Below are 14,545 nucleotides of genomic sequence, written 5' to 3'. Positions count from 1 at the left end.
CTCAGCAGCACATGCCAAATTAAGGAGTGGACGTTGATGACAGAACAATTTGAAATGTATGATGACCCCTTTAAAATGCTTATCCTTCTAGCGACGCTTGTATCCGAGAAACTGGGTACTGAACTCAAATATGAGCAGGTTCCTTCTTTTGAGAATGATACGTTCTCCATCCGGCATGAGAAGTTCGTCTACAAAAAAGATGGCACAGAAATAACGTGGTTTGAATTCCTCGGCCGCGACATTGCCTCCACTCATGACCTTACCCGTTCCGAATATAACAAAATGTTTGTTGACTGCATGGCTTCTCTATACAAACTGTAAGGCAATAAAAAAGCAGCTCCGTTCTCTTCATTAAAAGAGCGGAGCTGCTTTTACATTTCGCTTAGTCTACCTTTGCACCTAAAGAACGGGCCAGCAGCACAGCCTGCTCCACATCTATCCGCACACCTTTTAAATCCAGACTTTTCAGATCGATTCCATCCAGCTTGGCATCGCGCAGATCCGCACCCGCAAGCTTACACTGGGTCAGCCGTACACGGCTTAAATCAGCACCCCGCAGATTACACTTCTGCAAATTGCAGCCCAGCATATCGGCTTCCAGGAACCGGATCCCCCGCAGATCCTGCCGGGCCAGATTGACATGTCTGAGATTGGTATATGACCAGTCTCCCCCAGCCAGTGTAATTCCGTCCATCGCGGCGTTCGAGAAATCAGAGCCCACCATCTTGCAATCCTCGAATTTAGACACGAACAGATTCGCCCCTGTAAACTTGCAGTTGGTAAATGCTGCTCCTTTATGTATAGATGCATTCAGCTGTGCCCCGCTAAAGTCACAATCTGCGAACCGGCAGCCGGTTGAGGTCATTTCTTCCATTGAAGCCCCTTTAAAGGAGCAGCGTTCAAAGGTACAGCCGTTCAGTTCACCGTCCTGCAAAGCTGCATAATCAAAATTATGATCTAGAAAGGTTTCATTGTCGTATTGATACATGATCGAGCTCCTTTATTTCGCTGACTGAATAAATAAAATATTTTCTATTAAAATAGCACTTTAGTAGATTGTTCTCATTCTGTCATTTCGATATAATAGCAAAAAAACTAGCGGAGGTAAACGATGGACGACTCCAGCAGAAAAGAACCGTTCCGATATGTAATGAACCAGCCGATCGAATGCTGGCTAGAAGTTCCAGCGGGTAATTCCGGACCGGGAGCCGGGAAATTAACAGAAGGTGTGCTGCTTGATCTTAGCCGTTCCGGCTGTAAAGTACGCACTTCACTGAACCTCCGCTTTACTTCAGGGGATACGAAGCTGATTATACATTTCCGCTTAACAGACGTGAATCTGCAGTTTGAAGGCAGTGTACGCTGGGGCTGGATGTTCGGTATTGGTCAGTTCCAATACGGGGTTAGACTTGTCCTTAATGAAGAAGAAGAGGAACTGCTGCTGCGCGAGCTAGAGCTTTGGACAAATACACGCAAGGCTCAATAAGCGGCGGTTGTATCCGCAATTATAAGTATAGGAGATCTCCCGTCCCGGGAATCTTTTTTTTGCGCAAAAACGAAAGCAAAGCTGCGGAACAGCTCTGCTTTCGTCATTTTGAAACCCGCCGCCTACAAATCTGTTCTTCTTTTCACAAGTACGGTTGTAGCATAGATTAATAACCCTGCTATCGCTACTTCAAATATAACCGGCCACACATTAGATCCTACGTAGTTCAGCTTCAGTCCACTGGGAACATCGGAAGCTTTGTGTACCTCGAACCGGAACGCGTTATCGATGCCTAAAAAATAGCTTTTGAACAGAAGCTGCTCCAGATAGGCCACCCCGTTTTGAAGCACCACCAGCACAGCAATCCCGATCCATATCTTCCCTCTAACCTTAAGACTTCTCGCAACAGTACAGGCAAACATAATCATGAGTAGGACGAATCCGGCAGACCATATACACTGCAGCGCGCTTCGCCAGGCAACCGTCCAGAAATTCCCCGGCAAGAAATCTGCTGAATAAAACAGGACATATAACCCCAGGTGGATCAGTCCTATAAACATAAGAGTCAGCAGCAGCATCCAGAATTGAAGAAGTGGTGACAGGACGGTATACACGGTATTTACAGGAAGCAGCCTGCGCGTATAGGATTTCAGATTGCGGTTATAATTAATCACCGTAATGAAGAGGAATACGACCCCTATCGAAAAATAAGTAAGCAGATGCCCCGATATGACCTCATTGCTCGTTGTGCCTGAGGAGACCCAAATCCCGGTATGAATTAGAATCATAATGACAAATGCTGCGAGAATCCGGTCACGGCTGCGTCTAAAATCATAACGAATCAGCTTCAGCATTCCGCATACACCTCTCTGAACAGCTCATCGATACTTTTTCCCCGCTGCAGCCGCAGTTCCTCTACATCACTATGCAAGACGAGTTCCCCTTCTTTAATAAAAATCACCTCATCAAAGATCCGTTCAATATCCGACACGAGATGGGTGGAGAGCAGAATCGTGCTGTCCTCTTCATAAAATTCCATCAAAGCATTCAGTATTTTCGTCCGGGCAACCGGGTCCACTCCGCCAATCGGCTCATCCAGCAAATACAGTCTGGCCTTACGCGAGAGCGCCAGGGTAAGCTGAAGGCGTTCATTCATCCCTTTGGATAGTGCCCGTACTTTATCCTTCTCGTTCAGCTTCATAAACTCAAGCATGCGGCGGGCTTTGGCCGGATCAAAATCAGGATAAAAATCCTCCATGAACCTGAGCGCATCCCCCACCTTCATCCAGTCCTCCGTCAGCGGCTGATCCGGCATGAAGGAGACCAGTGATTTGCTCTCGGCGCCTGCCGGAGTTCCCAGCACGGAAATACTGCCGGAGCCCGGCTGTGCGAGTCCGGCAATCAGCTTCATCAGAGTACTTTTTCCGCTGCCGTTGCTGCCAAGCAGTCCAATAATTTTACCGGCGCCGAGTTCAAAAGTGACATTGTGCAGCGCCTGTTTGGAGCCGTATTTTTTCGAAACCTGCTCTACCTTGAGTATCCTGTCCACCCTTATATCCCCCTACTTTCTGTCTTTCGCTGCAATATTCTCCTCCACAGCCTTTACAATTTCTTCACTCTCAAAGCCAAGCTCCTGCATTCCGCGGATGAAGCGGTCGAGAATATCTTGGGCCATTTCTCTTTTGATGTTCATAATCGTATCTTCCTTCCCGGTTACATATCTGCCCATGCCGCGCCGCGTCTCCACAATCTCTTCACGCTCCAGTTCCTGAAAGGTTCTTTGCACCGTGTTTGGATTAATCTGCAGTTCTGCCGCCAGTTCGCGCACCGAAGGGATTTTGTCACCGGGCTTCAGCTTGCCTGTGATGATCTCACCCTTGAGGTAGTTCATGATCTGTAAATAAATCGGCTGGTTGTTGTCAAATTCAATCGTCATCAAGCAACGTCCCTTCGTCTGAAGACGGTAAATCCGGCCAGGAGGAATACAATAATATACACAGCAAGCATAGTGATCGAGAATCCAAGGGTCATTCCGGACAACGGGGGTTTATTTCCGCTGCTGTACGCAGACAAATCCAGGTTAGGGAACAAAAAATACTTATAAAACTCCCGGTTAATCACGATTTTATCCATAGTTACGGCAAACATCGCGATCCCGATGGTCACTCCCGTAGAGTTGGTTAGCACACCTAGCATAAAGACAAGCGTTACATAGACTAATGTGTACACAAAGCCGTACAGCAAAGACTGCAGGATATCCGCTACCCCTGTGTCTCCGCCACCGGTATTAAACCACAGCATTCCTGAGAGGAATATCGCTGCTGCTGCCACCAGGGTCAGGCTAAATGCATACAGCAGCACCGTTACATATTTAGATGCCAGGATTGCAGTACGGCTGCGGGCGCGGATGAGCAAGAATTTAACTGTACCCTGACTATGCTCCTTGGCTACAATCCCTGCCGTACCGATGATGGCCAAAATAGCCATAACCTGGCCCATTCCGGTCGGCAGCAGCATTTGCTTCGTAAACTCCTTAGCGGAAGCGAACGATTCCGGTGATACAGAATGAATAATATACCCGAGCACCAGCGGAAAGAACACAAGAATCAGATAGGGTACAAAAAAGGAGCGCTTCTTGAACAGCTTCAGCCACTCGTTAAGGACCAGGTTACTAAATTTACGCAATGCGGTTCCCTCCTGTCCATTTCAGGAAATCTTCTTCGAGACTTTGTTTATTCTCATTTATCCGGTATACGCCGACCTTAGCTGCGCTGAGTGCAGCAACAAGCTCCGGCACCTTATGGTCAATCAGGCGGATATGGAGTTCCTTCTGTATTTCGTCAGTACGGGTCCATTCCACCCCATCCATTGCCTGGATTACGGCCTGCGCTGCCTCAACCTTATCCACCCGGACGGCAAGGGATACCTCTCCTTCCGTCTTTGCCTCTGCACCAAGCTGGGTTACCGTGACCAGCGAACCGTTCTGGATGACTACTGCCCGGTTGCAGATCTGCTCGATCTCGGCCAGCATGTGGCTGGAGATTAAGATGGAGATCCCCTCCACCTCTGCGATGTTCCGCATATATTCACGCATTTCCCGGATCCCTGCGGGATCGAGGCCATTGGTCGGCTCATCCAGAATGAGCAGCTTCGGGGAATGCAGCAGCGCCTGGGCGATACCGAGCCGCTGGCGCATGCCGAGCGAATACGCTTTTACCTTCTTATCCATCGCTCCTTGCAGCCCCACCAGCTCTACTACCTCTCGGATCCGGGATTCAGCAACCCCGTCACACATCCGCAGATATTGCTTCAGATTATCCAAACCTGTCAAATGTCCATAAAATTCCGGATTCTCGATAATCGCACCGATATGGGCAATCGCTTTGTTGAACTCATTGCGGATGCTGTGGCCGTGAATAAGCACATCCCCTTCGGTCATCTTAATCAGGCCAGTCATCATGCGGATTGTAGTGGTCTTACCCGCCCCGTTTGGACCAAGCAGCCCCACAATCTCCCCTTTGCGAATCTCAAAAGACAGCTGATTCACGATGGCCTTTCCTTTGATTATTTTGCTGACGCCCTTCATCTGCAGCACTACCGGGTCACTGTGGGCTCCGGCATGTTCTTGGCTAACTGTTGTCCGCTCCATGGTATCCTCCCTATATCGAGTAAATTAAGGTTCAGGTTTTCTGTATCGGTGTGTTAGTTACATAGTACACTAAGATAATCATGTTGTAAAGATATGGATTTTATTATTTTTCACCACAGTAGTCTCCCAACCAAATTATTGGGGAGGACGCAGAACGTACACCGGAAATCTCGGCATCCGTAACACGTACAATATTCTGGACGGCATTGAAAGCCCCAAAAAAGAGAGTATGCCTTAGCCTCAACTGCTGCCGGCATACTCTCTTTTCTTATGTAATGTTGATTTCCAGTTACATAAGCATGAACTGCATATCGCCAAAACTTCATCATCCATCGTATTATAGACAAGTGCTGGTAATAAACATTTCAATTCATAACGGAAAGGAAATCCTGATAAATGATTCTTTTCATTCACCGCAAGGATCTGCGGACTACCGATCTTCCGGCCTTTGATGCCATCCGTGCTGCCGGTTCCCGCAGCCTGCATGTGCTTATCCTGGAGCCCTTCCTGCTGCGCAAACAGCGCTATCTGGAGCATAGCGGGACTAACTTCCTAGCTCACGTATCCAGCCTGCAGCAGGCCTATGCCTTTCAGGGGAAGCAGCTACACATTCTTTACGGTGAGCCTGATACCATTGTCAGGAGACTGAGTGAAGCCTATCCGGTTCAGGAATTAATGATTCATGCCGATTACACCCCCTATGCAATACATAGAGATCAAAGCCTGCGTAACACGTCGGAAGAATTGGGCATTCCTCTCACTCTCTATCATGACAGTATGCTCTGCGATCTGGACGATTTCATGGAGTGGAGCGGACGCCGTGAGCCCTTCAAGGTATTCACCCCGTTCTACCGCCGCTGGCGCAGCTACCTCACCGAGCGGTTTCGGCCGCCTTATTCATCAGCCTTGGCTGATCTGGAAACATCAGCACTGGACGAACGGATTGCCCAGGATTTTATGGTTCCGGAAGAGGTTAAACTGCAATTAGATCAGCCAGACCTTGCAGGACAGAAGATAGATGCAGGCCGTTCGCTTGAGCATTTTCTAAATCTGAATTTGCAGGATTATCAAATAAGCCGTGACCGCTATGCTCTGGAGAGCACCAGCCGGATCAGCCGCCATCTCAATACAGGGGCAATTTCAGCACGTACGGTTTACAGCCGCTTGACACAAGAAGAAGGAGGATTTGAAGAATGGCTGAGGCAGCTGGCCTGGCGGGATTTCTACTTATATCAGGCCCGCATGGATGCTGATTTTTTCAGCTATGAGAAGGTTTATGATCTGGGTCGTCTGGGAACGAAGTACTTTGAGGCTTGGTCTATGGCAAGGACAGGTATTCCGGTAATCGATGCCGCTATGACCCAACTGAACGAAACCGGCTGGATGCCTAACCGTCTGCGGATGATTACCGCCATGTTCCTGACCAAAAATCTTGGCTGTCCGTTTATTTATGGGGAGCGTTACTTCAGGCTGAAGCTAAGTGATTATGACAATGTGCTGAACCGGGGCGGCTGGCTCTGGAGCTCTTCTCTCGGTTTCGATGCCTCGCCTTATTTCAGGATTATGAATCCGGTAACCCAATCCCAAACTCATGATCCAAGCGGAAGCTACATCCGGACATGGCTGCCGGAGCTGGCAGATTTGCCGGATAAACTCATCCATCTGCCCAGACCGGATGCCATCGTCCATCTTAAGAGTTCAAGAGCACTAGCCATTGAGATCTATAAAGAGATCCTGAACAGCAAAGGAGCTTCGGTGAAACCGGCCAATGGGAATGAGTTATAGCCTTCCCGGCTCATTCCTGCTCTTCGCGCAGAATGGCCATGATTTCCGCTGTTCCGTCTGACAGCTGAATTAAATCTGCTGACAGTAGCCTGATCTGTTCATGAAGCACACCGGATTCATCGGTACCTTCAAGGAAACGGGTGACAAAATGAAGGAAAACATCAATCTTCCGCAGCAGCATCAGTACTGGAATCGCGCTGATCTCGGCCGGTGAGAGCCGGACAATACGTCTGAATCCTCGGCAAAACCTGCGGATCATCGACTTGTCCTCCGCATGTCCCAGCAGTCCGGACAGTATAACAGCAGGCTCTATCACCCGCAGATCATAGGTGCAGAATTCAAAATCAAGCAGAGCAGCTACCTCACTAGGATTGGTTGACTGGACCAGAAGATTAGAAGCATTCAAGTCACCATGTACCAATTGATGCGGCAGTCCCGAGAGCTCATGTAGCGAATCTGTAATGTTCTCATAAGCCTTGTATAGCATTTCCAGTTCCACACCTAATTCCCTAAATGGTTCCGGCGGATGAAGACACAGCTCGCGGATGACCTCTGTATTGCACAGCGGATAGGATGTCCGCAGCTCATAATAAGGCCGGTACACCGGAGTAAGTCGGGGATTGATATCAGCCAGCACAGCCGAAAGAACGCCTGCAGCCACCCCGAAGGATTCGGCATATCCTGAGGCTTCCTCGTTAGGTGTATCTCCGTCGATATACCGGAACAAGCAGGCGAATTTCCCACTCTCTCCAATCTGAATCATAGTTTCACCATTTGTTGCAGCTACGGGTACAGGTACTTGAAAAGGCAGGCTTTGGCTCCCCAGCTGCTGGAGCACGGCGTGCTCATATTCAATCTTCGCTTTGTCCTTATGCGTATCATATACACGGAGGACTGCGCGTTTTGTCTGATTTTCCACAAAATAGGTGGTGTTATTCCAGCCCCCGCTCCGTCTCCGCAGTGTCCCGGCCCATTCCGGCCAGGCCTTACTTACTATAGTTTCCACAGGCTTAAGCCTCTCTCTCATTGATCTATCAGCTCAAAGGCAATTGTAAAATCAGAGTCTGGCTGTGTCAAATCTCTGAAAGCGGATTTAAGGTCGGACATGCACCCCCTCTTCATTTCCGTTATAATAATGCCAAGTACACATCACAGGATAAAGGATGGGATTCCAATGGACGCTACTGTCTCTAAACGCTGGCTGCTCGCCAGACTCTATGAGCCGGAACAAACTATAATAGACTGCCGGTTTACACTCGGTAAACCTGATGCTGGCCGGGAGAGCTACGAACAGGAGCATATCCCCGGTGCAGTATATCTCGATTTAGAGATGGATCTGTCCAGCCCTGTGGGTGAACACGGCGGGCGACATCCGCTTCCCGATCCGCAGGTGCTTGCGGCACGTCTCTCGAAGCTCGGAATCGGAAACGATTCACGCATCGTGGCTTACGATGATGAGAGCGGTATGAATGCTGCAAGGCTGTGGTGGCTGCTGCGCTACCTGGGGCATGAGCAGGTATTCATCTTGGAGGGTGGCTTCAGCCAGTGGAAAGCGGAGAAATTCCCAGTCACAAATCATCAGCCAGTGCGGGTGCCAAGTTCATTTGTGCCGAATGTGCAGCCGCAAATGCTGGCAGATGTTGAAGAGGTTCGGCAGGTATCGGAGAAGACGGCTAATGTTGGGGGTGACGCTTCCTCTTCCCCATCTACTAGGATCGTATTGATCGACTCACGTGCGAATGACCGCTACCAGGGCATGAATGAGACCTTGGATAAGAAAGCCGGACATATTCCCGGTGCGGTCAATTACTTCTGGAAAGATACACAACATGCAGACGGCAGCTATAAGAGTGCAGAGGAACTTGAAGCACACTTCGCAGGACTTGACAAAGACCGTGAGATCATCGTCTACTGCGGCTCCGGCGTGACTGCCTGCCCGAATGTACTGGCCTTGGAGAAGGCCGGGTATAAGAAGGTGCGGCTGTATGCGGGGAGCTGGAGTGACTGGATTAGTTACGGGTACAACCCCATAGCAACCGGAGACGAAGAAAAGCCGATAAACCTATAACAGTAGGCTAAGTCCAACAGAAGGCCAGAATTTCTCATTGGAGAGTTCTGGTCTATTTTAATATTCATTGATTGTGTACCATTGGATGGTTCAAAAAACAAGTTTTCATTAGAAGTCAACGCATTAAACTTATGTGAGAGGATTCAACAACAAGTCAACCATCATAGCTGTCGTTTTGGATTAATCGAGGTGAACCGTACCACGAGTGCGAATGGGTTCAACAATAGCCGTACTGCCAAGTCCGTGATGTTTGATTCCAGATTCTCCTCATATGCTGCTTTCGTAACTTGTGTTCGGTCGTTTGTCATAATCTCCGCCGAGAGACCGGACAGGTTCTCCCAAGTTGCGATGAATTCATTGTAAAGCATGCCTGGCTCTGCGACCCCTGAAGAGCTCATCCATGCTCGCCTTTAACGCACGGATAAATATTGACTTCCGTACTTTCGAAAAAGTCGACCTCCCCGGCTTTCTTTTTCGAGGCTCAATCACTTTCAGGCCTACTTTCTGGCTGTCTATGCTTAATGTCTGAAATGGCTTCCAACCATCCAAGACTCGCTATTGGTGGCTTATCTTTAGCCTTTCCAAACAGAATTTCCACCTGCTATACTCCACCACCTGGCTTGGTTGCACCGAAAGTTGAGCTATAAAATATAGTGGTTCCTTCTTAAATTTGTGTACTGTAAACCGCTTTCATCTGCAGTATCATTGAATTGAAATTCTCGAAAGGAGGACATATTCCGATAAAAATGTAAACGCTTTAATTGGATTGCCAAATTTATCGACAGGGTGGTGGTACAAGAAAACCCTTGTGCCGCAAGCCTCGGCGAATGCCGGGAGGCTCTATAATATTTATTTTGGGAGGGGAAGTAACACGATGAACAAACGGATTAAGCAGATTTTGATGTTAGTGCTTGCGGTTGCATTGTTTTTGCCGCAGTTTGGGATCGCGCAAAAGGCAAGTGCGGCAAGTACGGACGGAAATTATGTCTTAAAGGTTCAAACTACAGGCGGGAAACAGTGGGATGGCGTGCAAATACCTACAGGAGCAAGCGGCTTAAATCTCATTGCCGGTACAACCTACACCTTCTCATATGATTTATACACCCCTGACCAAGATGTGGCAGGCATTGTTCTACAAACTAGCGGCTACAACTGGATTAAAGACTCAGGAGCTTTAAGCGCGGCAAGCCCAGCTTGGAATTCCTATTCAGCAATGTATACTTATACAGACACAAGTGGCTCCAATATCCAGTATGTTAAAAAAGGTGATAGCGGAAATACGGATGCCAAGAATATAACTTACTACATCGATAACTTTGTTATTAAAGACGCGAGTGGCACTGTTGTTTACACAGCCAACTTTGACGACCAAACGGTTGGTCTCTTTACATCAAGCGGAGCGGCTACATTAACTACTGTAAATAATATTGGTGCTGCACCAACACCAACGATTAACCCGGATGTACTCACCTTGCCAAGCATTAAGGATACGTACCCGGATTATTTGATGGGCAACATCATCGGCCCATATTACATGCAAGACTCAATCATGCCCGTCCTGAAAGCCCAGTTCGGCGTTGTGACGCCTGAGAACGCGATGAAGCCAGCTTCGCTGATCGGCACCAGCGCCTCTACGCATAACGTCGCGGATCTGAGCTTTGACGAAGCGGACAAGGAGCTTCAGAGCGCGATCGACAATGGCCTAAAAGTACATGGGCATACGCTCGTCTGGGAAGGGCAATCGATTCCATGGCTGAACAACGATAAGATCTCCAGCTCCGACTCGACTCCATCCAACCCAGGTCTGACCGCGGATGGGGCGTATGCGAACATGAACGCGTACATTAACGCGGTGCTCACGCATTTTGACGACAAGTTCAACGCGAGCACGCAGAACATCATCTCATGGGACGTCGTTAACGAAGCGATGAGTGGCACCGTCCGTGACAGCTCTCTTAGTCCGACAGACTGGCACAGCTACCTGAAATCCACCCCGTGGCTGAAGGCGACGGACGCGAACTACGTCGAACAGGCGTTCAAGTACGCCCGTGCGGCGGAGCCGAATTACAACGTCCTGTTGTACTACAACGACTATAGCATGGATGACCAGAATAAGGCCGCAGCAGTTCGCGACATGGTGAAAGACATTAATGACCGTTGGGCCTTGGATCACCCTGGCAAGCAGCTCATACAGGGCGTCGGCTTGCAAGAGCATAACGGCCTCGGCACCAACCCTAATAATCAGAGAAAGACGATACAGATGTTCAAGAATATCGGCGTCAAAGTTTCAATCAGCGAGCTGGACATCTCCGCAGGAACGAACAAACAGCAGACAACCGAGCAGGTAAAAGCCCAAGCCGCACAGTACGCGCGGTTGATGCAGGTTTATACCGATCCCAACTTCAGGGACACGGTGCAGCGCATCTCCATCTGGGGGTTGACAGACACCAACAGCTGGTTGTCTGAAGGCAGCCCGTTGCTGTTCGACGGCAACCTGTACCCGAAAGACGCGTTTTACGCCGTGATTGACCCGGCTAATTACCTTGCGAATTACCACGCTCCGACAAAGCCTGCCGGGGGCAAAACCTCAACAGCCGCGAAGGGAACGCCGAACATCGACGGCAATATAGACGACATTTGGAATTCGACAACGCCTATCAATATCAATGTAACGCAAGCAGGCAACACGAAGGCGGATGCGCACATGCCGGCCGCTACCGCTCGCATGTTGTGGGACAACGCGAACCTGTACGTACTCGCACAGGTGACCAAAGATCCATCCGAACCGTTGGACAAGGGGAACGCAAACCCTTGGGAACAGGATTCAGTCGAAGTGGTTGTTGACCTGACCAACGGCTCCAGCGCCATGTATTCAAACGCTTCCGGACATTACCGCGTTCGGTATGACGGCTTTGCAACGGTAGACGCAGGCATGACGGATAATCAAGGTATTGCAACGAAGATGACCTCTGCGACGACAGTCAACGAGGATACGTACTCCTACAATGTCGAGATGAAGATTCCGTTTATCCAAATTTCGCCCGCGATTGGCACTCATATCGGCTTTGACACTCAGGTGAACGAAGCGATGAACGGTGCGCGCATTGGCGCGTACGCTTGGAACGACGCTAGCGGGACGGCTTATCAGGATCTATTCCAGATTGGCACGTTGGAACTTGCGGCCGCACCAACTCCGACTACGACATCGGTAACCGGGGTTACGCTAGACCAATCGACCTTATCGCTCACAGCAGGGGGCACCGCTGCAACATTGATGGCAACAGTTCTACCGAACAACGCTTCGAACAAAGCTGTGACGTGGAGCTCCAGCGACTCGAGCGTTGCGACTGTGGACAACAATGGCGTTGTTACTCCTGTCAAAGCAGGAACTGCAACGATTACCGCAACGACTGTTGATGGCGGGTTTACAGCAACAAGCGTTGTAACAGTCAAAGCTGCGACGCCTACGCCTACACCTACGCCTACACCAACGCCGACCCCGACGCCTACGACTACGACTACGACTACGACTACGACTACGACTACGACTACGACGCAGGGATCTAACATCACAATTGATAAAAATCATATCACTACAAAGGCTCAGCCGGACAGCAACGGTACAGCTTCCGTAACCATCAGTTCGAGTGATTTCCATCAAGCAGTCAGTCAATCAACAGACAAATCCGTGACGATTCAAGTACAACCCGCTGCCGGCGTTAAAGAAGTTCAAGTCAAATTGCCGGCAGATCAAGTTCAAGCACTTTCGGATCAGATCCAATCGATCGCCATCGACACTGGTTTGGCAACTGTTACAATCGATCCGAAATTGCTGAAGCACAACGACGCGAGCGGTACCGGCAACGTTCAATTGTCCGTGGCCGTCGTAGACCCGGCGTCGCTGTCCGACGCGGCAAGGAGCCAAGTAGCCGGAAATACCGTCTACAATTTCAACTTAAGCATCAACGGCACGAAAATTTCGAAATTCACCGGAAATGACGTTAAAGTCAGCATGGGTTACACCCTGAAGCCGGGTGAAAATCCAAACAATGTCATCGTCTATAACATCGATGATAACGGCAAGCTGGAAATCGTCAAAAACGGGAAGTACAACACAGCGACGGGCAAAGTCGAATTTACTCCGAAGCACTTCAGCAAATACGTTGCCAAGACCAATGCTTCCGCATTCAAAGACGTGAACAATGTGCCTTGGGCGGTGGAAAGCATCCAAGCTCTCGAAGCGCGAGGTATTGTTGCAGGAGTTGAAACTGGAGCTTTCGCGCCGAACAATCAGGTTACCAGAGCCGAGTTCATCCAAATGCTGATGAATGCGCTTGATCTGAACAGCGATAAGACAAACAGCACCTTTACAGATGTGAAGGAAGGCACCTGGTATTATCAAGCAATTGCTTCAGCCCAACAGCTCGGTATCGTCAACGGAAAAGCGGACGGATCTTACGGCATCAACGATGCAATCAGCAGGCAGGAAATGGCCGTTATGCTGTATCGAGCCGCAGCGAAGGCAAATGTCAAGCTGCAAAATACCGTTAATGAAATCAAGTTTGCCGATGATTCTAGCATTTCGGTCTATGCAGAAGAAGCAATTAAAGCATTGCAACAATCCGGGATTGTGAGCGGCATGGTGGATGGGACATTTGCCCCTGCCAGCAACGCAACGCGTGCTCAAGCAGCAGTTATCATTTACGGATTGTTTAAATTAATGTAAATTCAAACATCGCAACAAAGAAGCCTTCCTCCCCATTGCCGCGGAGAGGAAGGCTTCATTTTGTATATGAAACAATAAAGTTGAATGCATACTCATCAATCATCGTGCTATATAACTCTTGTATAGTTACAACAGCATTTCCATAATCAACGGACCCTTTCAACAGGCACAACTTTTTTCCAACGACATTAACCTTAGTGATGTCTTCGAATTCATACGGATACCCTATTCTATCAACCTCTTAAAACCCTCCAGATAATCCTTTCCATCAAAAACGCCTTGATTCGCCTCTACTTTCTCAGTAAGAAAGACAACCGATGGTCCGGCTTCATCTGCGCCTAACGGAAACTTTGAAACGCTCTCCTGGCTCAGTCCAATCCTAGCCTTAGCTTGTTTTCTCTGGTTTCTCTACCTCTACTCCATTGAGGATTAGATGGGGGTGAATCTCTGCCTTAAGCGAATCCGAGACGGCACAGTATTTCTCCTCAGCCATCAGGATGGCTTTCCAGAGCCGGTAATCGGGGACATTCCCATCAATATGAAAAAACAGATCGATCGCTGTAAATCCGGAAGGATTCGCTTCCTTGCGGGTTCCATCTGCTTCAATTTCGAGTCGTGTGATTTCTGGCAGGAACCGGTCCAAAATCATGGTGATATCGATGCCCATGCAGCCTCCCAACCCCGCTAGCAGCAATTCCATCGGAGTCATGCCCTCGCCGTTACCACCGTATTTAGGAGTTGCATCCATCCCCACGGAATAGCCGGAAGGACCTGTTGAATCAAACATCCGTTTACCTTTCCAAATGGTCGATACTTTCATTACAGTTACCT

The 14,545-nt window shown here is 49.1% G+C and carries 13 protein-coding genes; 5 read left to right on the top strand and 8 right to left on the bottom strand.

The window, feature by feature from the left end; genetic code table 11:
• Positions 1 to 36: 36 nt before the first annotated feature.
• Positions 37 to 321, top strand: coding sequence for a hypothetical protein (locus JRJ22_RS11915; RefSeq protein WP_206104639.1), 285 nt, complete (start codon positions 37 to 39; stop codon positions 319 to 321).
• Positions 322 to 382: 61 nt separating this feature from the next.
• Here the strand turns inward: JRJ22_RS11915 and JRJ22_RS11910 are convergent, their stop codons facing one another.
• Positions 383 to 988, bottom strand: a complete 606-nt coding sequence (locus tag JRJ22_RS11910; protein ID WP_206104638.1) for a pentapeptide repeat-containing protein — start codon at positions 986 to 988, stop codon at positions 383 to 385.
• A gap of 123 nt (positions 989 to 1,111) precedes the next feature.
• Here JRJ22_RS11910 and JRJ22_RS11905 point away from each other — a divergent pair, with 123 nt between their 5' ends.
• On the top strand, positions 1,112 to 1,486 hold the full coding sequence (locus JRJ22_RS11905) for a PilZ domain-containing protein (RefSeq protein ID WP_054940399.1): 375 nt from the start codon (positions 1,112 to 1,114) through the stop codon (positions 1,484 to 1,486).
• Between the two features lie 122 nt (positions 1,487 to 1,608).
• Here JRJ22_RS11905 and JRJ22_RS11900 read toward each other — a convergent pair whose 3' ends face one another.
• The 5 genes from JRJ22_RS11900 to JRJ22_RS11880 are packed head-to-tail and all read right to left on the bottom strand — an operon-like array spanning position 1,609 to position 5,135.
• Entirely contained in the window at positions 1,609 to 2,340 is a 732-nt protein-coding gene (locus tag JRJ22_RS11900) for a hypothetical protein (RefSeq protein WP_206104637.1), read from the bottom strand.
• Entirely contained in the window at positions 2,334 to 3,035 is a 702-nt protein-coding gene (locus JRJ22_RS11895) for an ABC transporter ATP-binding protein (RefSeq protein ID WP_206104636.1), read from the bottom strand. Before JRJ22_RS11895 ends, JRJ22_RS11900 begins: the two co-directional genes overlap by 7 nt.
• A gap of 12 nt (positions 3,036 to 3,047) precedes the next feature.
• Complete coding sequence (locus JRJ22_RS11890) at positions 3,048 to 3,422, bottom strand: GntR family transcriptional regulator (protein WP_206104635.1); 375 nt, start codon at positions 3,420 to 3,422, stop codon at positions 3,048 to 3,050.
• Positions 3,422 to 4,171 carry a DUF2705 family protein gene (locus tag JRJ22_RS11885; protein ID WP_206104634.1) on the bottom strand — a complete coding sequence of 250 codons (750 nt, stop codon included), beginning with the start codon at positions 4,169 to 4,171 and terminating at the stop codon, positions 3,422 to 3,424. Before JRJ22_RS11885 ends, JRJ22_RS11890 begins: the two co-directional genes overlap by 1 nt.
• On the bottom strand, positions 4,164 to 5,135 hold the full coding sequence (locus JRJ22_RS11880; RefSeq protein ID WP_206104633.1) for an ABC transporter ATP-binding protein: 972 nt from the start codon (positions 5,133 to 5,135) through the stop codon (positions 4,164 to 4,166). The genes JRJ22_RS11885 and JRJ22_RS11880 overlap by 8 nt, the downstream gene beginning before the upstream one ends.
• 396 nt (positions 5,136 to 5,531) lie before the next feature.
• Between JRJ22_RS11880 and JRJ22_RS11875 the strand changes: the two genes are divergently transcribed.
• Positions 5,532 to 6,920, top strand: coding sequence for a cryptochrome/photolyase family protein (locus JRJ22_RS11875; protein WP_206104632.1), 1,389 nt, complete (start codon positions 5,532 to 5,534; stop codon positions 6,918 to 6,920).
• 10 nt (positions 6,921 to 6,930) lie between these two features.
• Here JRJ22_RS11875 and JRJ22_RS11870 read toward each other — a convergent pair whose 3' ends face one another.
• Positions 6,931 to 7,926: a phosphotransferase gene (locus tag JRJ22_RS11870; RefSeq protein WP_206104631.1), complete on the bottom strand. Its 996-nt coding sequence runs from the start codon at positions 7,924 to 7,926 to the stop codon at positions 6,931 to 6,933.
• A gap of 168 nt (positions 7,927 to 8,094) precedes the next feature.
• Here JRJ22_RS11870 and JRJ22_RS11865 point away from each other — a divergent pair, with 168 nt between their 5' ends.
• The gene (locus tag JRJ22_RS11865) at positions 8,095 to 8,988 is read left to right on the top strand and encodes a sulfurtransferase (RefSeq protein ID WP_206104630.1); all 894 of its coding nucleotides are present in this window, start codon (positions 8,095 to 8,097) and stop codon (positions 8,986 to 8,988) included.
• A gap of 874 nt (positions 8,989 to 9,862) precedes the next feature.
• Positions 9,863 to 13,714 carry an endo-1,4-beta-xylanase gene (locus JRJ22_RS11860; protein ID WP_206104629.1) on the top strand — a complete coding sequence of 1,284 codons (3,852 nt, stop codon included), beginning with the start codon at positions 9,863 to 9,865 and terminating at the stop codon, positions 13,712 to 13,714.
• A gap of 385 nt (positions 13,715 to 14,099) precedes the next feature.
• On the opposite strand, the gene JRJ22_RS11855 is transcribed toward JRJ22_RS11860, so the two are convergent.
• A complete protein-coding gene (locus JRJ22_RS11855) occupies positions 14,100 to 14,534 on the bottom strand; it encodes an OsmC family protein (RefSeq protein ID WP_054940383.1) in 435 nt (144 codons plus the stop codon).
• Positions 14,535 to 14,545: the final 11 nt, after the last annotated feature.

The sequence above is a fragment of the Paenibacillus tianjinensis genome (assembly GCF_017086365.1).
In the GTDB taxonomy this organism is placed as follows: domain Bacteria; phylum Bacillota; class Bacilli; order Paenibacillales; family Paenibacillaceae; genus Paenibacillus_AQ; species Paenibacillus_AQ tianjinensis.
Note: the sequence above shows the minus strand (reverse complement) of the source record. Positions and strands in the feature narration are given on the sequence as shown.